The 20,357-nt window shown below is 47.8% G+C and carries 17 protein-coding genes; 5 read left to right on the top strand and 12 right to left on the bottom strand.

Going from position 1 to position 20,357, the window contains the following annotated elements; all coding sequences use genetic code 11:
- Positions 1 to 135: 135 nt before the first annotated feature.
- The 8 genes from HR45_RS09195 to HR45_RS09160 form a co-directional block, all read right to left on the bottom strand.
- Complete coding sequence (locus HR45_RS09195; protein ID WP_037442183.1) at positions 136 to 1,959, bottom strand: M14 family metallopeptidase; 1,824 nt, start codon at positions 1,957 to 1,959, stop codon at positions 136 to 138.
- A 192-nt stretch (positions 1,960 to 2,151) separates the two neighbouring features.
- Positions 2,152 to 3,447, bottom strand: a complete 1,296-nt coding sequence (locus tag HR45_RS09190; protein WP_037442180.1) for a carbohydrate porin — start codon at positions 3,445 to 3,447, stop codon at positions 2,152 to 2,154.
- Positions 3,448 to 4,127: 680 nt separating this feature from the next.
- Positions 4,128 to 4,559: a hypothetical protein gene (locus HR45_RS09185; protein WP_037442178.1), complete on the bottom strand. Its 432-nt coding sequence runs from the start codon at positions 4,557 to 4,559 to the stop codon at positions 4,128 to 4,130.
- Between the two features lie 3 nt (positions 4,560 to 4,562).
- Complete coding sequence (locus HR45_RS09180; RefSeq protein ID WP_037442176.1) at positions 4,563 to 5,168, bottom strand: TorD/DmsD family molecular chaperone; 606 nt, start codon at positions 5,166 to 5,168, stop codon at positions 4,563 to 4,565.
- 52 nt (positions 5,169 to 5,220) lie between these two features.
- Complete coding sequence (locus HR45_RS09175; RefSeq protein WP_037442174.1) at positions 5,221 to 5,847, bottom strand: DMSO/selenate family reductase complex B subunit; 627 nt, start codon at positions 5,845 to 5,847, stop codon at positions 5,221 to 5,223.
- Between the two features lie 11 nt (positions 5,848 to 5,858).
- A complete protein-coding gene (locus tag HR45_RS09170) occupies positions 5,859 to 8,288 on the bottom strand; it encodes a DMSO/selenate family reductase complex A subunit (RefSeq protein ID WP_037442172.1) in 2,430 nt (809 codons plus the stop codon).
- Positions 8,289 to 8,306: 18 nt separating this feature from the next.
- Positions 8,307 to 10,289, bottom strand: coding sequence for an MtrB/PioB family decaheme-associated outer membrane protein (locus HR45_RS09165; protein WP_037442170.1), 1,983 nt, complete (start codon positions 10,287 to 10,289; stop codon positions 8,307 to 8,309).
- Between the two features lie 14 nt (positions 10,290 to 10,303).
- The gene (locus HR45_RS09160; RefSeq protein ID WP_081933436.1) at positions 10,304 to 11,254 is read right to left on the bottom strand and encodes a DmsE family decaheme c-type cytochrome; all 951 of its coding nucleotides are present in this window, start codon (positions 11,252 to 11,254) and stop codon (positions 10,304 to 10,306) included.
- Between the two features lie 777 nt (positions 11,255 to 12,031).
- On the opposite strand from HR45_RS09160, the gene HR45_RS09155 reads away from it, so the two are divergent.
- A complete protein-coding gene (locus tag HR45_RS09155; RefSeq protein WP_052074635.1) occupies positions 12,032 to 12,472 on the top strand; it encodes a MarR family winged helix-turn-helix transcriptional regulator in 441 nt (146 codons plus the stop codon).
- 190 nt (positions 12,473 to 12,662) lie between these two features.
- Here the strand turns inward: HR45_RS09155 and nrfD are convergent, their stop codons facing one another.
- The 4 genes from nrfD to HR45_RS09135 all read right to left on the bottom strand — a co-directional run bounded on the left by nrfD (position 12,663) and on the right by HR45_RS09135 (position 15,291).
- Positions 12,663 to 13,604 carry a cytochrome c nitrite reductase subunit NrfD gene (gene nrfD / locus HR45_RS09150; RefSeq protein WP_037442167.1) on the bottom strand — a complete coding sequence of 314 codons (942 nt, stop codon included), beginning with the start codon at positions 13,602 to 13,604 and terminating at the stop codon, positions 12,663 to 12,665.
- On the bottom strand, positions 13,601 to 14,278 hold the full coding sequence (locus tag HR45_RS09145) for a 4Fe-4S dicluster domain-containing protein (protein ID WP_037442165.1): 678 nt from the start codon (positions 14,276 to 14,278) through the stop codon (positions 13,601 to 13,603). The genes nrfD and HR45_RS09145 overlap by 4 nt, the downstream gene beginning before the upstream one ends.
- The gene (locus HR45_RS09140) at positions 14,271 to 14,756 is read right to left on the bottom strand and encodes a cytochrome c3 family protein (protein ID WP_037442163.1); all 486 of its coding nucleotides are present in this window, start codon (positions 14,754 to 14,756) and stop codon (positions 14,271 to 14,273) included. The genes HR45_RS09145 and HR45_RS09140 overlap by 8 nt, the downstream gene beginning before the upstream one ends.
- A gap of 67 nt (positions 14,757 to 14,823) precedes the next feature.
- Positions 14,824 to 15,291, bottom strand: coding sequence for a hypothetical protein (locus HR45_RS09135; protein WP_037442161.1), 468 nt, complete (start codon positions 15,289 to 15,291; stop codon positions 14,824 to 14,826).
- A 388-nt stretch (positions 15,292 to 15,679) separates the two neighbouring features.
- Between HR45_RS09135 and HR45_RS09130 the strand changes: the two genes are divergently transcribed.
- The 4 genes from HR45_RS09130 (at position 15,680) to menC (ending at position 20,357) form a co-directional block, all read left to right on the top strand.
- On the top strand, positions 15,680 to 16,639 hold the full coding sequence (locus HR45_RS09130; protein WP_037442159.1) for a LysR family transcriptional regulator: 960 nt from the start codon (positions 15,680 to 15,682) through the stop codon (positions 16,637 to 16,639).
- A 152-nt stretch (positions 16,640 to 16,791) separates the two neighbouring features.
- Positions 16,792 to 18,525, top strand: a complete 1,734-nt coding sequence (menD, locus tag HR45_RS09125; protein WP_037442157.1) for a 2-succinyl-5-enolpyruvyl-6-hydroxy-3-cyclohexene-1-carboxylic-acid synthase — start codon at positions 16,792 to 16,794, stop codon at positions 18,523 to 18,525.
- Positions 18,525 to 19,310: a 2-succinyl-6-hydroxy-2,4-cyclohexadiene-1-carboxylate synthase gene (gene menH / locus HR45_RS09120; RefSeq protein ID WP_052074633.1), complete on the top strand. Its 786-nt coding sequence runs from the start codon at positions 18,525 to 18,527 to the stop codon at positions 19,308 to 19,310. The genes menD and menH overlap by 1 nt, the downstream gene beginning before the upstream one ends.
- A gap of 3 nt (positions 19,311 to 19,313) precedes the next feature.
- Positions 19,314 to 20,357 carry an o-succinylbenzoate synthase gene (menC, locus tag HR45_RS09115; protein ID WP_037442155.1) on the top strand — a complete coding sequence of 348 codons (1,044 nt, stop codon included), beginning with the start codon at positions 19,314 to 19,316 and terminating at the stop codon, positions 20,355 to 20,357.

Below are 20,357 nucleotides of genomic sequence, written 5' to 3'. Positions count from 1 at the left end.
CCCTAATATCTAGTTAATGTGCCAGACCAACTAAGTCAACCGCGTTAGCCCAGTTATGACACCAAGGTCGATATTTATCACGCACTTAGCCGGGGCTAACACACAAAAACGCCACCCGTAGGTGGCGTTTGCAAATTAACGACTACGATACACAGGATACTTAAGATAGTGGTCATCGTAATAAGGGCTGCGTTCGTAAAACCAGCGCAGACGAGCTTGCGGATCTGCTGCAAATTGCGGATCGGCTAACGCCTTAGCAAACGCTGCTTTAAGTTGCGGATTTTCCGCTAACATACGCTGCGCCATTGGCTCAACCGCGTAGTCTTCCATATATTCTGTGCGGCTAAAGATGGTATTAAAAAAGCCCCACTGCAGCAGCGAGTCGGGAGAATCAGGCTCAAGTAGCAACATCGCCAAATCCCCTAAGGGTTGGTCGGTGGCAATCTCCATGGTGCCCGCTGGCAGCGTCGCGGTGACCTTCACTAACCTAGCTTTCGCTTGCACGCGCTGATGTCCTTCATAGGTAGATGCTGCCAGCTGCGGTTCACTCAACTGATATTGCTGCAGTTTTAAGGTGCGCTCTTTCGCTAACGGCGTCATGCGAATACCCTGAATTTTCAGGCGATTAATCACCGTTTGCCACTGCGGTGGAATGTAATAGCTCGCCGGACGATGGGTTTCGATGCCAACTTTGGTTGGTCCCTGCTGTATCAACTGCGGATACAGGGTTGGTTCGCCATTCCAGCGCACCACTTTGTCACCAGAAATCGCACTCGTCTCGACACTATAACCAATGCCCTTAAAATCACGTGTTTTGGCTTGGCGCTCATTTTCCCAGGTTAGCGGGACCAGCGACGGATAGCGAAAACGATCCATCTCTATCGCCGCCTGCAACTTAGTATGCTGCGCGGCAACCGTTTTCAACGTTTGTTCCAGCAATACATAGGTACCCAGTACCCGGCGTTTAAAAGGCTTCAAGCTATGGTTTTCAATCAAGACGGTTGGCAGATGACGCACATCGCCATAACCGTCTGAAAAACGAGGCCCTGCATGCCAATACTCCAAGCCTTTGCTGAGATCGGTATTGTCCAGCGCAAACACCAAGGCGCCAGGCACATGCCCTGCCTGCTCCAGTGCTTTATCAATCTGTGGCCGATAGAGTTTGCTAAACCATTGATAGATATTGGGGCTAAAACCATGCTCAATGTTATAGCCATAAGTGACGTCGTATTGATAGTCGATGCCATCGGTCACATGCACATCTATGTATAACTGTGGATCCCATTGATTAATGGCCGCCAGCATCGCCTGCATTTCCGGGGTATCGGCCTTGCTGTAATCGCGATTGAGGTTGAGGTTCTGACTATTGGTGCGCCAGCCCATCACCTTAGGCCCGCGCTGATTTACTCGACTGAATTCACTGCTGCGCTCATGGCCATCGACGTTAAAAATAGGCACAAATAGTAAATTCACGCCATCAAGCAACTCTTGCTTATCACCATTAACGATATCGCGTAGCAACATCATGCCAGCGTCTTTACCGTCAATCTCGCCAGCGTGAATTCCCGCTTGCACCAATACCGTCGGTTTATGATTGTGTTGCAGCGCTTTCGCGGTATCCGCCCCTTCACTGCTAACGATATACATCCAGATATCACGTCCTTGCGGGCTTTTGCCCAAACTGACTTTGTGCAACATGGTGCTGCTTTGGGCCAATTGGTCGAGCCATGCAAAGGTAGTGACATAATCAGGACTGCTCATGCCACCACTCTGCTCAAATGGCGTAGCGTCAGCTGCATCAGCACTGTGCATCAGCTGCTCACTGGCGCCGTGCCACACTTGTTGCGGCGGTAAAATCGCATCATTTACGTAGGATTGTTGAGGGATGTTCTCGTCTGCCAACAGTAGCGACGAACTGAACAATGCCGGAAATAGCACCAGCAAAGGCAACAAGCGCATGAAAACTCCAGTTTCGTTATTTTTTAGTTATGTTTCCCCAGTTGTGCTGTGGATTCAAGGATTAACTGGCACTATTTTGCAACGACGTATAACGACGCAAGCTCCGTTTACATTCAACCGCTTAAGGTTATGTGCTGCTCAGGCATAAAAAAAGCAGCCTCAGCGGGTTGCTTTTTAGCGATTAAGCTTAGCTTAGAACGTCAGGTCACCACGAATCACCGCGGCCCAAACATCGGCGTTAGCCGAGGTGCCACCGGGATTGCCGAGGAACTGCAGTTCAGGGTGCAGTTTGAAATATGGCGTCACCTGCATCGTGTAGTAAGTGGTGATGCCCCACTCATCGTTTTGCAGATTCACTAATTGACCATTCTGCAGTTGCAGACGTTCACCATCTGCCAAACGCTGGCTCACATGCAGGTAGTGCGCAGTTAATCCCAGATTGTCATCATCACGGCCATCGAACAGCCCTTTGTAGCTCAAGCCTACAATCAAGGAGCGATCTACGGTCGTCATATCGCGGTCGTTCAACGTCCCCATAGAGAACAGGCTTAGCCCTTGCTCTGAACCGTCTTCGGAAGTGAGTTGCTGATCCACCAAGAAGTAGGCGCCATTACGACTGTTATTGCGTTTAGCATCACCACCATTGAGCGCTAATGCCGCGCCGTTTTGGTTGAAGTACAGATCATCGCCGCCAACGTTATCGTGCCAGAAGCCCAACTTATAAATGCCCGGCAGATTGTTGATTTTCGGTGTCCACCCCAATTCTACTGGCAAGGTTACACCTTCAGTACCAGACGCATTCAAAAAGTTCAGACGTTGACCATGAGTCAACCAGCTTGGGTTCATTTGAATCGCACCCGTACGCAGATACCACTCATCGTTGAACTGGTAGTTCACCACGGCGGCCCAAGGCGCGATTGGGAAGTTGTAAATTGTACTGTTGAAATTACCGGGCTGCGAACTACAGCCACCTAGGTATGCCATTTCACAACGGAATGAAGCGAACTGGCTGCTGAATCCCATACGACCCAATTTGATATTCAGCTTGTCATCAAACAGTTTTTGCTCGTAGTAGAACGCAGAGATACGCGTCGTACGACCACGGCCATAAACTTCCAATGACTGCAACAACTGCCCGGTCTCGGCTTTCGTCGCCAAGTTTTGGCTTTGACCACCACGGTTCACAAACTGAGCGTGGAAGCTCGCACCTTGCCAGTCAAACAGCTTCTGCAGATCGGTATCGACCCCGAAAATTGTCTGATCGGCATAACTATATTCATGCTCCGACTGACCGCCTTTGAGGTTGGTGCCAGTTTCAAAGATATACATCAATTGCAGATCAACACCTTTATCATGCAACTGGCTGCGTACGCCGCCCAAGTCGCCGGTAAGATAGTTATCCGCATTGAATTCTTCGGCGTTAGCCGCAAATAGACTGCTGCCTAGCCAGAGGATTCCAGCTACTGAGAGAGATTTTTTGTAATTCATTATAGTAGTTTTGTGCCGGCAACTATTGGACCCCTCCAACAGCTACTACAACTTCGACACTCATCCTGATTGGTTAGTTTATTTCATGGTCGCAATGTGCGGTTATTTTTTGCAGAGAATTTGCAACAACTTTAGTAACTTTATTAAGTTAACCCTAATGCAAATTCCCGCGTATATGTACCATTATTGAATATATTGCTCAAGGGGAAAATTTAGCGAAAAAATCACCATAAAAATAATAGTTTCCGAGCCAATCCATCTCGAAAAAATAACGCACCAGACAAACCAAAACAAAAACAACCCATTAATCAACTGCAGAAGCCATTAAACAGTAAAAACACGAGAAAACCCTCGGCAGTACTGGGGTTTGTTATATAACTAAAAATTTTTTCTTCGTTGATTATTCATCCAACACGGCAGCAACCGTTAATTATTACTGTAAAATTATGATGACATTTAGCTAATAGAAAAATAACAAATAAAACAAAAAAAATTACGCCAGAGTAATTAACAAAAATCACCCTATTTGTAATATAATAACTAAAATAAACAAGAGTATTTATACTAATTGCCGCCGCATAAAAATTAATTTTTACCCAGCAAATTGACACTGTCAAAACCTAAAGAGAATAAATAAAAAGTCATGCTTACGTATTAAAAATGCGCCAATAAAAACAACATCAGCGCATATTACGACTTGCTTGACGACGATGACGGCGCAACTCCATTAACTGAGCGGCTGATTGGTGCATCAGCGCCGTTTGTTGCCGGGCTAATTCACTCAGTTTGTCAGCGGGAAGCCAAGCAGCCAGTCGGCTGCCCAAACTGATAATCAACTCCTCCCCCTGAGGAAGGGGCTGTTGAATGGCTTTGACAAATAGTAGCTGAAAGGCACAGCAAAACATTGCCACCAGTTGGTTATCATCCCACTCGTCTGCCTTCCATGTTTGCTCGGCAAACGCCAAGGCCGCGACTAAATGACACACAGTTTGTAGCGAGGTTGCGCCAACTAGTAACTGCCGCACCTCGTGTTGCGACTGCAGGCGTAACATGAGCATTTCTGCCATTTCGGCTTTATGCCATTGCTGAGCAACGGCTTGTGTAAAGCTCATAGATTATGCGCCTTCAAGCACACACTCGGTAGTTTCGCCAACGCATAAATGAGTTTGAATCATCGTTACGTAATGCAAAACTAGCTTCGCCAGCTCCCGATACAACACGGTTTGCGCCTGTTTCTCTATCTCAGACAACACCATTGGAATCCAAGGCAAATAGAAACGCGTAATGATCTCTGTACAGAGATCATGTTTGCTCGTGTTCTCATACAACTCAGCCAACACCCACAAGATCAACGCAAAGTGATCCGATGGTTCATTACTAGATTGCGCTATTGCGATACCATGTCGCCGACAGAAATGTTCCCAATGCTGAGTACTTTCCCCAAATAGCAGGGGTTCCTCATCAAGATGTACAGAACTCCAGGGGTACACCAGTTTTTTGCCAGGCCCAATAAACATACGGGTGTAGTCAGCGCATATTTGCTCAAAATCTAGTTCGCTCGCGGCGATAGCTGCAACACAACATTTATCCTTGCTGCGATAGGTCGGCCACTCTTGCCATACAGCTGCACTCATGAGTGAAAGCAACTCTGCTCTTGGATATTGATAGAAGAGCTGTGCGACAGTTTTCAGCGCTAAAGCGAGATCTTGCTGCTCATTCATTTACGATTACCTCAATAAGTGGAGTTAGCAAAGCTAACTCCACTAGCTCTCATTACACTTCTGTCGGATTCGTTATCGCACCATCAATACTTTCTGATGGTCGCGTAACATCACTCGTACCAATGATAATGTTGGGAGAGGTAATATTGCTTGGTGGCAATGGCGCAATGTCTTGCTCAGTACCGTACTTCTGCTTTAAGTCTTCAATTAAGCCAAAGTCCAATGCACGCTGCGTACAGCCTTGAACACAAAGCGGAAGAAGTCCTTCGGCAACGCGCTCGTAACAACCATCGCATTTGACCATAACTTTACGCTCATTATCCAACTGAGGCGCATCGTAAGGACAAGCTCTGGCGCAGCTACCACAGCCAATGCAAAGGCTCTCTTCTACGAGAACAAAACCATCAGAACTGCGTTTATTCATTGCACCAGTAGGACACGCCTTGGTACAAACAGGCTCACTGCAGTGATTACAGCCAACTGACATGTAATAGGTAAAGACATCACAGGTTACAGTGTTGTTTTCACCTTCAGTAAACTTACCTCCGCAATATTCATAAACTCGACGAGGTTTAACATCCAACGCCGCATCAAATTTGTCTTTACAAGCAATGTGGCAAGCTTTGCAGCCATTGCATTTCTTAGTATCAAAGTAAAAACCATATTGTTTATCAGGCATTTTCAGACCCCTTAAGCTTTGTAGATTCGAACGCGATTAGTATGTTGTGGATTGGCTTTTGCGATCGGACTTGGCCGATAAGCCGTTAGCGTGTTAATACATCCACCTTCATCTACATCACCATTAGGGCTAAACCATGCTCCCTGAGGCATCGACGTTACCCCTGGCATAACGCGGTTTGTCACTTTAGCTCGTACTTTGATCTTGCCTCTTAACGATTCCACAATGACCCAATCGCCATCAGCAAACCCGTCAGCATCTTTTGGGTTCACCCATACCGCATCCATCACGGCTTCACGCAGCCATTGCACACTGTGGAACGATGAGTGAGTTCTGCCTTTAGTGTGATGCCCAGCTAACTGCAGTGGGTAGTCTTGAATTTCTGGGGAGCTATCTTCATAGCCTTCCCAAGTGACGATATACGCCGGAATCGGCGGAATATGTAATCCGACAACGTAATCCGGTTTAATCCAGTTTTTATTCATGAAATCGACTTCATGGGAAAATAACTCGATTTTTCCGGAACGGGTATTGAGCTCGCCACCGTTGTTAACATAGCCGTATAAGCCGCAGTGAGATTCACTCAAAGGATTGAACTTCTTCACCAAACCAGTTTGCTGAAACTCCTCTAAGGTCGCAGGCATGATTTCATCTTGTGGCGCCACCAGCGTTTCATAGTACTCTTTGAGCCACTCTGGGTATGACTTACCTTCGGAGAACTCCGCACCAACCCCCATAACTTCAGCCAATGCGGCACAAACGTCGTAAGTACCACGACATTCGCCTAAGGGTTCGATCGCGGCAGTCATTGCAGTGATATAAGACATGGAACCCGCTGAATAAGACTGGTTAGCGACATCATCTTTTTCCAACCAGCTACTGTCAGGCAGCAGATAGTCGGCAAACTTAGCAGAAGGCGTCATGTGATTTTCGCTTACCACAATCAACTCACACAGTGACTCATCAGCCAATAGCTCTGCCGTCGCAAAACAATCCGAATGTTGGTTAATCAGCGTGTTGCCAGCAAAGTTAATGATGGCTTTAATATCAGCATTCAATTTACCATCGCCATTCTCGTCGAGCTCATCGCTAGGTAATTGCACCCCATCCTTAAATGCCGTCATGTCCTTACCGTTACGAATAGCATCCGGCCAGGTAAATACTGAGATTTTCGCCTGCTCGTTACCGCTCACACTGGGGAATCCCGGGCTACTCAGATTATTTCTCGAGTTTGGCATATGACCGGTGTTTGTACCGCGTTTACCAACTGCCCCCAACAGGGAACAAAGCGCCGCAGAAGCCCACACGTTATGCTCGCCGTTGGCTTGGCGGTTCAAGCCATATCCAGCCACAATATACGGAGCTTTTGCTGCATATAATTGCTCAGCAACACTGCGTATCGTACTCGCGGGAACACCACAAATGCGTTCGGCCCACTCAGGGGTTTTGGCAATCGAATCAAGTTCTCCAACACCGAGAATATAAGCTTCATAACTACGCTCATAAGGCAATGCTGCAAGACCTTTCTCCGGTATCGCCTCTTCCGCTCTGAAGCCGTAGCATTTATCGCGCAAAAACGCTTCATTGATCATGCCGTTGGTGATCAGGTGATATGCAATTCCCGAAATCAAAGCCGCATCAGTACCTGGGCGACATGCATGGTATTCAATTTTGCTACCCGCGACAGTGTCGCTGTACCGGCAGTCAAACAGAATGGTTTTTACTGAATTCTTAATTTGGGCAAACTCATAGCCTTCGCCGCTACCACTCTGACGGATCTCCAGAGGGTTAAAGCCGAAGAACAAGCACAAGTCACTGTTGTGAGACTCCAACATGGTCGAACGAGCATTAGAACCATAGATAATCGGGTACATACGGCTGACTTGGGCCGAACTGTAGCTGCCATAATAACCCAAATATCCGCCCATACAGTTCAGCAAGCGGCGCCAAGTCGAACTGCCATTGAGGTCATAGTACGCACCCGACTGATATTGGTAATAAACAGAGCGCGTACCATAGGTGTCATAAATGCCCTTGAGCTTGTCACCTATCTCACTAATCGCTTGTTCCCAACTAATACGCTGAAATTCACCAGCACCACGTGTTCCAACCCGCTTCATCGGATAGAGCACACGATCTGGATTGTAAACCCGCTTACGGTTAGAACGGCCACGCGCGCAAGGACGGATCTGATGGTTACCAAAACTGTCATCGCCAAAGACTTCGTTTTCAATACGCACAATTTTGCCGTCTTTGCTAAATACCTTAAGCGGACAGTTTGAACCACAGTTACATAGACAGGCCGACCAACTAACGACTTCCTCTGTAGCCCCTTCATCAGGTACTACTTCTTCAACATCTTTAGAGCTTGAATTACAACCGGTAACGGTTGCTGCGGCGCTTAACGCGGCGCTCATTTTTAAAAAACTTCTGCGTTCCATTTGCTTAAAACCTCTTACTTAGGGCAGCTTGTAGCTGACACTCAACATCAGCAGGTGTGCGTTATAGTTATGATCAAGTTTGCCTAGGGTGGTTAGGCCTGAGATGGCATCCACAGCCACTTGAGCGTCATCCGTGTCGTAGTAGCGCTCGTAGCGATAACTTAACTTCAGCCCTAATCGCTCGCTCACGGCATAGCGGCTATAAAGCTCAAGGCTGTGTTCGTAGTCGTAGTAATCGCCATAGTCATTGCGATCAATGGCGGTATTGCTTTCTGAATTGGCAAATTGATAGTCAGCCCCCAGACTCAGTGCTGGCGACCAACGGTAGCTGGCGCCAATACCTAGGTTGATGAAGCGGTCCTCGGTACTGCCAAACCAGTTCGCCACGCTAAAGTTGCTGGAACCGGCCATATCAGAATTGATCCACTGTTGACTGGCCATTGCATAAAGATGCATGGCATCAGAGGGATTGAGTCCGATGTTAGCGCTGTAACGGTAGTCTTCTGATGCAGACAGTCCGATATCTGTGTGTTGATAATCGTCTTTGGCGTATGCAGCAGTAATATCCACAGATAACCAAGACAATGGCACATGATTAAAGCTCAGTTCCGCGCCATAGCGCTCGCGATCAGCAAGGTAGTATTTACGTAGCAACGGATTTTCATCAGGAGACAAGATCCGCGAGGCGTCATACTGCGAGCCGTCACGCGTTTCATACAACGCCTTGATACCGAAGGTCATTGAGGTTAGCGGCTTGATATTGAGCCGAGCCCACAATTGATCTTCGTTGTTTTGTTCACGCTCAAGGTAGTTGCGTTCAGTACGTTTGTGCTGATATTTACCGCTTAGACGCCACTGACTGCTGAAGCGATAATTGGATTGCAGCGCAAAGGTTTCGCGACTGATATCTAGTGGCACATTGGCACGAAAAGCACCATTGGCGTTATCCCACTCTAACTGTGCAAAATCAGCAACGGCTCCTTGGTTGTCGCGGTCACTGTAGGTAAAGCTGCCATTTACTCGCCAACGAGCATTGATCAAGCTGCTGAAGTTGAGCCGAGCGTCACGCGTCTCTACCTCACCGTTCCAGTTCTGCAGTGGATTACCGTCCATCGCAATCAGATCGGCGTCTTGGATCAAGCGTCCCGCGGCAATATGGCTATTTACCACAGTGCGACCAAAGAGATATTGGCCATCCAATAGGACTTGGTGGGCGTCATTATCAGGCGTTGCCGCGTAGATATCTTCCCGATAAGGTAATGACAAGTTATTAATATTATTACGGAAAAAGCTTCCATTATACTGCAAACGACTAAACCAATTCGTTCCGTCCGCTGTTAAGCCTGCGGCTAAGGTATCGGTACTGTCATCGATTGGCTGAGCAAAATTGATCACACCGTTGGCAGCAATTAAGCTGGCGGCCTTGTTGCCGATGCGACTTTGATGGGCGAATTGAACAAACGCTTGATAGTCACCCAAGAACAAGGTCAACCCTGCTCCCACTTTTTCACGTTCAATAAACAATTCCGGTGAACGCATCGCCGTCTCAGACGGCTGCAACACATCATTGCTATACCAAATCGGTGAGTTGCCGCGTTGTTGGTAGTGAGTGAGTAACTGATAGTCAGCGCTAAAGCGGTACACTCCCGCCTTTTCGGCCAGCAAACTCGCCGCACTGTTATCTAAGCCTAAGTCATGTGCTGTTATCGCGGCGTGATAACCACCGTCATTGCGATAAGTTAACTCACCGCTGACCGCGCCAAGCCAACCCGCATCGTCCTTACCAAAATGGTTGCCGCTGCGAATATCATCACTATCATTCCAGCCAATCGCCGCACCGAATTCACCGGCTAAACCTTTGGTGGTATCACAACGTTGACACTGATAATTTTCAGTCGCTACGTTGGCTAAGTTCGCTTGCGCAACACCAAAATCAGCAGCAATCACTTGCCCGGAGGCGGCTAACAGTGCCAGCGTGATAAGGTTAAGTTTCATTGACATGTGATTCCTCCTTATCAGCGACTGAAGTTACTGCCAGCTGGGTGATTTGACCCATGGATCTGGCTGTGACAGTTAAGGCAGCTACGGCCGCCACCAAAGGCGTCAACACCCGGCTCGGCAACAACCCGACTCGCATGACCATCATCAACGTGACATTGCTGACACAATTGAGGCGCCTTTTGCTTAAGCAGATGCTCATTAACACTGCCATGCGCATCGTGACAAATACTGCAGTCCTCAGTTACTGGTGCATGCTCCCACAGGAAGGGGCCACGTTTATCGGCATGACACTGGAAACAGGTATCGTTGGCGGTAGCTTGCGTTAGTGCATTCGGGCTACTTGAGCCATGAGGGTTATGACAATTAATGCAGCTCATTTGATTGTCCAGTAACGGATGCGCTGAACGCTTGTGCATGTCGGCCTGTTGTTGGCGATGACATTCGCTGCAAACAGTGTTCACTTTGCGAGGGTTTAACGCGGGATCCTCGGCACTATGGATCTGATGACAAGCAACGCATTTCACCTGCTCTAGATTGTGCATGCTGCTATGCCAATCCTGAGTTTTACCTTGCTGGTGACACCCCAAACAAACACTGTTTTGACTTTCTGCCGACAGCTTGCTGTCGTGACCAAAGTCAATCATGGGTTCTTTGCCACCTCGATTGTGCTGCCCGAGAGGACCATGACAAGCTTCGCATTGCAGACCTGCCATTGGAGATTTACTGGAATTTAAACTGCCGTGAACCGAGTCGAATAGCGCCATGACTTTTGCATCTTTTTTGTGACACATCAGACAAGTGTCAGCGCCTTTAGACGAATAATTACCTTCGGTAAATTTTGTCTGAAGTTGCTGTTCTAATTGCTCACTACTCAAATCGTCCCACGGTGTTGCGATGACTGGGTAAATTGAAGACAAAAAGCCCCCTATCCCCAGGATTGCTATATAAACAAAACGGGACATCATTACACCTTTAGCGTTTATTTTTATTTAAATAATTTAGAACTTTTCAAATCCGATTTAATTTAGTTCCGAAATTATTGTTACATAAGTTACGAATTGTTTTTTATCGCTAATAACGGTTTATGATCTAAATGGGGAAATAGCTTAAAATTGTGATACAAAACAAATTTTCAAACTTTTAGGAAATTAAAATAATCCATTTAAATCATATAGATATGGAAAATTCACTATCTATTTTTTAAATCAAACTAATTAAGTATTACATTATGAGTGTATTCCACATAGTAAAAATCACTTTATCTAGATCACAAATAAAAAATATCAAATAGAAAAATTTATTTTATATACTTCAATAAATTATTTCTAATGGACATATATTATCAGCTGTCAATATTTAACCATAAAGCTAAAAATCACTCTTAAGTTTCTAACGCCACAAAAATATTCACCATAACAAACAGTTATAAATATAGCCTCATTAAAAAATACAGAACTCCATGCGGAATAAATAAAAACCTATGATTCCTCAACCTTATTATGTGCAAATATTCAAACTTGACACGTTAAAATTTGTGACTTTGAACAAATCAGATATTTAATGTCATATAAGGCAATGAATTCAGAATAAACAGCCGCTCGATTATCACTGGTAAAATTAAGTAAATTCCGCAAAATACCAACTCAAAAAAGTTTAATTATGCAACGGAGATCGAGGCGTTCATCTCGTATATCCGCTAAATTAGCATTGATTCAAATCTTGTTTTAATGGGGCAAATTGAGATGGAACAAGAAGTAAGTGGTTATCTGATGGCAGATATTTTACGAATGTTAAATTTGACCTTCCAAACACATGAGAAAGTAGCGGGACTAAGCATCGCCCAAGCATTGGTAGTCAAGCGCGTGGAAATGTGTCCAGGTATTCGCCAGTTTGATCTTGCTGAACGTTTATCGATGCAACCCATTAGAATTAGTCGAATTGTCGACTCACTCGAAAAACAGGGACTCGTTGAAAGACGAAAACCCGATAATGATCAACGCGTCCGACGTCTGTACGTGACCGAAAAGGCTCGGGATATTCTGGATAATATTGATGCGACTGTACTCGAAATTTGGATCCCTGCATGGGCTGGCATCAATGAAGCAGATGCCACGATCTTTCGTAAAGTATTGGGGCAGATGCAGCAGAATTTAGCAGCTAACAACACACGCTTTTCCAAATAGGCTATGAATTAACGAGCATCAGGCAACAAAAAGCCACCTGAGTGCTCGTCGGTGGCTAAACCCGTGGAGGTTCGGGTCAAAGGGGTCAAAAAATGACAAATAGTGGCATCCTGCCCAGTCACCTCCTTGTCGCAAGCGGCAGACCTGTCTGTCTGGGCTGCAATCCGCTGCGGCAGCCGACAACGCGCGGTTACGCAATGGTCAACTGCCCTGTGTAAAGAATAAAGTGTCGTAACATCAGCACGCCTAATAAACTGCAACTCGCAGTGGCGGCCACATAAGCCCAGCGCCGTTTGGCGGTGGCGGTCATAAATAGGTTCATCGCCAGCGGCACCGATAGACCGATCACCAAAATACCGAACCAGAACACCGCCCCCCAGAAGCCGAAACCAAGGGCGTTCATGGCGGCAATTTTGCTTTGTCCGCCGGTGAGCACTAAGCCCATGAAGAAGGTAAAGATCACCACAATTTCGACCAAAATCAGTGGGATTTCGATCTTATGGATAAACTTCACCTCGCGGCTATCAGGATTGCCGTGCAGCAATACGCCGCCCAGCAAAGATGATGCCGCGCCTGAGCTTAAACCGGATAACAGGAACAGGATGGGCAATACCGGATTATTCAGCATCGGATAGCCCGGCAACGCCGACAGTAGAAAGCCGGTGTAGGCTCCCAGTGACAATGACAGAATGACTAAAATGCCAGTTAGCGTTGGCTCTACACGGCTCAGCCAAGCAGTAATATGCTGCAACCACGGCAGATGCAGTTCACTCCATTCATCGATGTAAGGGCGCATCACCAGTGCAATCCACATAAACATCAGCACTGTGTACACCAGCAAAATCATCACCCCGACCGACATCACTGAGGTTGGGTTGTAAAACAGCAGAATTTTCCAAAACTGCAACGGCTTGGTTAAATCGGTCACCAAAATGCCTAGCCCCGCCATGACCGTCACTGGCGCGATAAGACAGGCGGCTCGAATATAACCCGAGAGATGCGGTGCCTCTTTAACGCACAGATGTTTTAGCAGTACCGCAAAAAACATCGCGCCGGCAGAGACGCCCGCAAGGAACAGATAGAAGGCGATGGGCCAATGCCACACCAGATATTCGCTATGAAAGGCACTCATAATGTTATCCCTCCCGCTTTGGCACGAATACGAAACAGTTTTGGATGCGTACCTAAATCCTCTTTAGTGCGATATACCGGCTGTGTATTCAGCGCCGCCACTATGTTGCTGTGCGGATCTTCCAAATCACCAAACATCAGCGCGCCAGTCGGACACGCCTCAACACACGCAGGCTGTTTGCCGTCGCGTAGATTGGTTTCTTTGCAGAAGTCGCATTTATCAGCGGAATGGGTGAGCGGATTGATAAAGCGAATATGGTACGGACAAGCCGCAATACAGTATTGGCAGCCAACACACTTCCAGCTGTTGACCGAGACAATCCCGGTTTTGTCATCAATGTAAGCGGCGCCAGTTGGGCAAACGTTGACACAAGGTGCCTGCTCACATTGCTGGCAAGACACACGGCTGAAGCGATAATACTGCTCAGGAAATTCGCCATATGGGCCGCTGCGTTCAATCCGCAGTCTGGCCACGCCTTCTGGCACCTGATTGGTATGTCGGCAAGCTTCAGCACAGGCATTGCAGCCAATGCATTTTGTTTCGTCGTGTAGGAGGGCATAACGAACCTTGCCCTGTGGCGTATCTTCGGCGCCAGCGTCATGCAGCAAATACAGTGATGTCGCGGCCACCAGCGCTGTGCCTCCTTTAATAAATTGGCGTCTGACATTATCCATGATCCACCTCCTGCAGCGCTTGTGACTGCTCAGCGTGACAGCGACGACAAACCTGACTGGATGGCGGTTGCAAAGCAGGATCATCCTGCGGATGCAACTGGTGACAAGACCAGCAGTACAACTTGTTCGCGTGCATGTTATGGAACCATGCTTGTTCGCCTAGGGTGGTGGCATCGTGACACTGCCAACAGCGTTGATTCGCCTCCAGCGGCGGCAGTGTTATATCGGTGGTAAACACCATAATGTCATTGGGTTTACGTGGATGGATACCTTTTTCGCCGTGACAATTACTACAGCTCAACTGCAGCTGTTCGTTGCCATGGACTCCCTGCATAGTGCCATTGCGCTTGTGGCATTTGAGGCAGGGATCTTGATTAATGTTCGGTGCGGCGGAATTATCTGCATTGGCAGGGCTGAAACTCATCAGGCATACCAATGTGGCGGCACCGAGCACTGTGCGCCAAGTATTCCTGGACATGTTGTGTCCCCAGATAGATGTTGAAAACCCGGTGGCACCTGAATCGTACCACCGGCACTGACCTCACTCAGGCAGCTAATGCCTGGCTCAGATGTTGTGTATCAAACGGATGATCTCGCTTCATATCGATGATGCGAATATTCATCTTGCGCAGTAACGGCAGCACGCTGGCGTTATCTACGTCGCTGAAGTCACTGATAATCATCTTGATTTCAGATGAGTTCTGGTCAATGAGTACATAGTCCAAGTAGCCATGTGGCTCGGCTTCATCACGCTCAACTTCCACAACAGAGTCTAAAGGTACGTGACTGCATATTTCATACTGGCCTTTAGTTAAACTTTTGAGTGATTTGAAAAAGCCTAAACTTTCATTATCAAACAGCCGGTTTTTAATTCTGGCATGTAACGGAACTTCGTTTTCATGACGGAAAAACTTAATGCAGGTGAGAACGAAAGTAACTACGACAAATGGTACAACTAGAAATAGAACAAAGTACACAAATGCATAGCTTAGATAGACAGATAGGATGCTCATATTTACCTCCAACCATCATTTTCTATTTTGTAATTGCGATGTTTTTATCGCCCCTTGAGTATTGAAGGAAGTGGCAATTTATTTTTTGATCAAGATCACATTTAGTGTTTGGGTGAGGCAGCAGATTTAAAAACTAAGATGTTGATTAAATTTGAAATTTCAATAAAACATACAATGCAAAATCAATAATGACTAAGTCAATTTTCTAATACTGGAAGAGTCTTTTTCAGTTTTAAGAAATAACAATTTTAAATTTGAGAAATAACAAAGAAAAATTCATTAAAAATACAGTTTAAACCCATATAAAATTTTATCCAGTTAGATTATCTATTTTTTTAAATTTCTATTATGCTAAATAAATATAAATGTTTTCGCGCGGACATTAACAATGAAACATGTCGATTTTGAAAAATTGGACATGATGAGCTTGCTCATCATTGTTAACCTATGCGAAAACAAATCTGCCACTCAAGCTTCAAAGATCCTTAATATACCTCAATCTAAAATAAGTAGATGCTTAAGAAACTGCCGTTCTATATTTGGCAATGAACTGTTTGAACGCAAAAAATATGGTTTAATTCCCAACGATTACGCTAAATCTATCTATCCAATTGCCAAAGAGATTGTGGAACACGCCCAGCGTTTTAACCAAATCGGCCAACAACACAAAGGCCATGAACGCTGGTTTGAGGTCGCCATCCCCGGCTTAGTCAGCTATCTCTACCCCAAAGCGCTGATGAAATCAGTGAAGCAAGAGAATAAGCATTTCCATCTCAATTTCAGTCCGTGGAACGCTTCAACCCTACAAGCCATTATGGACGGTGAAATTACGTTGGGCGTTTGCTGTGGCAATCACCAAGAAGCGACGGCCTTAGTTGAGAAAAATTTTGAGGTGGAAAGCATCAAATCACTGACCGAGTTGTTTCTGGTATGTGCCAGTGACCACCCCATTTTGCAGGGCGAAATTACGTTGGAAAAAATTGCCCAGTATCCGTTTATCAAAACCGAAGTTGGCTGCAACCCTCGCAGTACCTGCCCGTTTGAAGACTACTGCCATGCCAATGGCATTCCGCTCAACATTGATATCTGCATCAGCAGCGTGTCATCGTTGTTCCTCTATCTGCAAGAAAACCAAGCGCTGAGCTTAATGCCGTACCGCGCTGTGTATGATGTGCTGCCCGATGTGCCGATGATCCACGGCTGCCGCATTTCAGATACCGAAACACAGAAGATGTTTGCCTATGCCACACCAAAAACTGTGGAGATGATTTCCAGCACCAATAACTCCGATGAAGATCTTAACTGGTTGAAACAGCAGATCCGCCAAGTCACCCACGCCATGGTGTAACCCTAATGCCGAATAAACCCGGCTAACCTATCGTGCCAGCAAAGCGATTCGCGGCGGCAAATGTAGCGCGTAATCTTGCCGAAAGTTTTTATCCCTTTTGCCTGTGAGCGCAAATGGTTACACTAGTTGCAGCCAAAATTGGGTAACCGCTTATGCATAATAACTTCCATGCTGAGCTTAATCTGCTTTGGGGAGCCATTATCCTCGAAGAATTAGCTCGGCTCGGCGTTCAACACGTCTGCATGGCACCGGGTTCACGCTCCACTCCGCTGACACTGGCTGCCTCTCAACAACAAAAACTGAAGCAACACCTGCACTTTGATGAACGGGGGTTGGCCTTCTATGCGCTTGGGCTTGCCAAAGCCAGTCGTGCCCCCGTCGCCATCATCACCACCTCAGGCACTGCAGTAGCTAATCTCTACCCCGCGGTAGTGGAAGCTTGGCTCACTAACGTACCTTTGATCGTGCTGTCGGGTGATAGACCGCCTGAGTTGATTGGCTGTGGCGCAAACCAAGCGATTTTGCAGCCTGCGATATTTGCCAATTACGCCAAACGCTGCGATCTGCCCACGCCTGATACCAGCATTCCGGCCAAGGTGCTGCTCAGTAGCATTGATGAAGCCGTGAGTAATCTCGACGGTCCGCTGCATATCAACTGTATGTATCGCGAACCGCTGTATCCGCAAAACCTATTTAAGCCTTTGCAGGACCCGCTGCCGCTGGAACTGCAACTGTATCGTGATGCATTGCAGCCTTGGCTGGAACACAGTCGACCTTACAGCGAGTATTCCGTCGCACAGTTTGCCCACCTGCCAAGTAAAGACGTGCTCAGCCGCTTGGTGCATGGCAAAGGGGTGATTATCGCGGCTACGCTTGATGGCGATGAACAACCGGAACTGCTCGTCAAATTGGCCAACAAGCTAGGCTGGCCGCTGTTGACCGATGCTCAGTCGCAACTGAGGCAACACCCGGCGGCAATCGGCAATATCGACCAACTGCTGCAACAACCACAAGCCAAGGCGCTACTGCAACAGGCAGATCGGGTATTACTGTTCGGCGGGCGTCTACTCTCGAAACGGCTGATTAGTTATCTGGCCGAGCAACAGTGGCACAGCTACTGGCAGGTGTTACCGCGACAACAGCGGCTCGATCCGAGTCATTCCAGCAAACAAGTGCTGCTGGCTGAGCTGAGCCAAATCGCCAGTCTCGATTGGCCACGCTCGTCTGCTGCGCATTGGGCGCTGCCATTAGTCACGCAAAACGAAGCGTTAAATCAGCTGTTTACGCAACAAATTGACCAGAGCAGCTTTGGTGAAGCGCAAGTGGTACGGCAAATTGCCCGCACCCGTCCTGGCGCGCAGCAACTGTTTATCGGCAACAGTCTGCCAGTACGCCTGTACGATATGTTTGCCCCGCTCACCAGCGCGCCCGCTATCACCTACACCAACCGTGGCGCCTCCGGGATTGATGGTTTAATTGCTACTAGCTGCGGCGTTGCGGCGCATCAGGGCAAAGCCACCACCTTGATTATTGGCGATGTCTCGGCGCTGCACGACCTCAACTCCTTGGCCTTAGCGCGCCAAGCAAAAGCACCACTGGTGATTGTCATTCTGAATAACGATGGCGGCAGCATCTTTAATATTCTGCCCGTGCCAGATGACAGCGTGCGCGAGCAATATTATCGCTTAGGGCATGGTTTAGAGTTTGGCTACGGCAGCGCGATGTTTGGCTTACCCTACAACCAAGTGGACGATCTCACCGGCTTTATCGACGCCTATGAAGATGCGCTGGATTATAACGGAGCTTCAGTCATTGAAGTGAAAGTCGCGCCGCATCAGTCGAGCGAGCAGATTGCCGCTATTGGCCATTGGGTAAGGCAAAGCTAATGTTGCACACTCAATGTTACGGCAGCAAGCAGCAACCGGCGTTGGTGTTGCTGCATGGCTTTCTTGGCAGCGGTGCCGATTGGCGGCTACTGCTGGATAGCTTAAGCCAAGCGTTTTATTGCATCACGGTTGATCTGCCGGGCCATGGCCAGACTCATTATCAGCTGCAGCAGTCTCCAGCCTTTGCCGAATGTGCCGAACTGGTGCAACAATCTGTGCTAGCTCTCGGTATTGAGCAATATCACTTGCTGGGGTATTCGCTTGGGGGCAGGATAGCCTTGCATCTGGCCGCCAATTACCCGCAACAACTGCTGAGCTTGCAACTGGAATCTTGTCATCCCGGGCTGCAAACAACGGCGGAACGCGAGCAGCGCGCCAGCAATGATCAGCAGTGGCAACAACGGCTGGCGCGGTTACCGATGCGTGATTTTTTAACGCTGTGGTATCAGCAGGCCGTATTCGCCGATCTTAGCGAGCAACAGCGGCAAGCCCTGATTGCACAACGCGAACAACAAGACCCCGCGTCACTGTTAGCCATGTATGCCGGCACCTCGCTGGCACTGCAGCAGCCATTATGGCAACTGCCGTCACAGTTAACTTGCGCGGTACACTATTATTATGGCACTCAAGATGCCAAATTTACTGCCCTTGCCCAACGCTGGCAGCAGCAAGTGCCCGAGCTGCAGTTGCATGCCATCGACGCCGTTGGTCACAACTGTCATAAAGGACAAGCGGCAGCCATGCTGGCAGCACTGCTACCGGCATTACACGATTTGCGGAGATAAAGAATGACGCTTGAGTCTTTTAGCCTTGCTCGCTACCGAATTCCTTTAGATAGCGCCTTGCCAGTCGGCAAGCAGCGCATTGAATTGCGCCAAGGATTAATCCTGCAAGCTCGTGCCAATGAGCAAGATTATTATGTGGAAATCGCGCCACTCAGCGGACTCGATCGTGACGGCAGCGAAATCAATGGCTTTAGTCTGGAAACACTGGAACAAGCCATTACTGAACTGCAAAATCTGCTGCAGGCGATTGTAGAAGGCACGCTCGATTTAGACAGCGCCGCCGAACTGACCAAACTGGCCTCAGTCGCCTGGGGGTTAAGTCTGCTGTCTGCCAAAATCAACAACCAGCTACCAGTGCATCACACCCCGTTTGAGCCAGTGCCGTTGATTGTACCGCGCGAAGGCGAGCCTGAAGTGATGCTGCGTCAACGCTTGGCCACGCTGCCGACCAATATTCACCGCGTCAAAATCAAAGTGGCGCAAACCAATATGGCCGAAGAGCTTAAGCTGATCCACTTAGTGCAAGAGCTGCGTCCAGAGGTCAAACTGCGTCTCGACGCTAACCAAGGCTTTGAGTTTGAAGAGGCCGAAGCCTTCTGTGCCTGTCTGCCAAAACAGGCGCTGGAATATATTGAAGAGCCGTGCCGTCAATGGCAGAAAAACCGCGCCCTGTTTGCCTCAACAGGTGTCCCGTTTGCGCTCGATGAAACCTTAGGCCGCATTCCTGACTTTATGCCGTCAGAAGATGCTTACGATAGTGGCCTGCGCGCCTTAGTGATCAAGCCAATGCTGTGCGGCAGTCTGCCAAAACTGCAACAGCTGATTGAACACGCCCATAATCTGGGGCTGCGTTGTGTGTTGAGTTCCTCTATCGAATCATCACTCGGCATTGCCGATATTCTGCGTGTTGCGGCCGCACTGACGCCCGATGATACCCCAGGAGTCGATACTCTCACCCCGTTTACCAAAGCGTTAATCGAACCTTATGCCGACAAAACCTGCTTAGCGTTTGATTCACTCACGCCAGTGTTCACCATTAGGAAGTAA

It is taken from the genome of Shewanella mangrovi, assembly GCF_000753795.1.
Taxonomy (GTDB): Bacteria; Pseudomonadota; Gammaproteobacteria; order Enterobacterales; family Shewanellaceae; genus Shewanella; species Shewanella mangrovi.
This window is presented reverse-complemented; position numbering and strand designations above follow the sequence as displayed.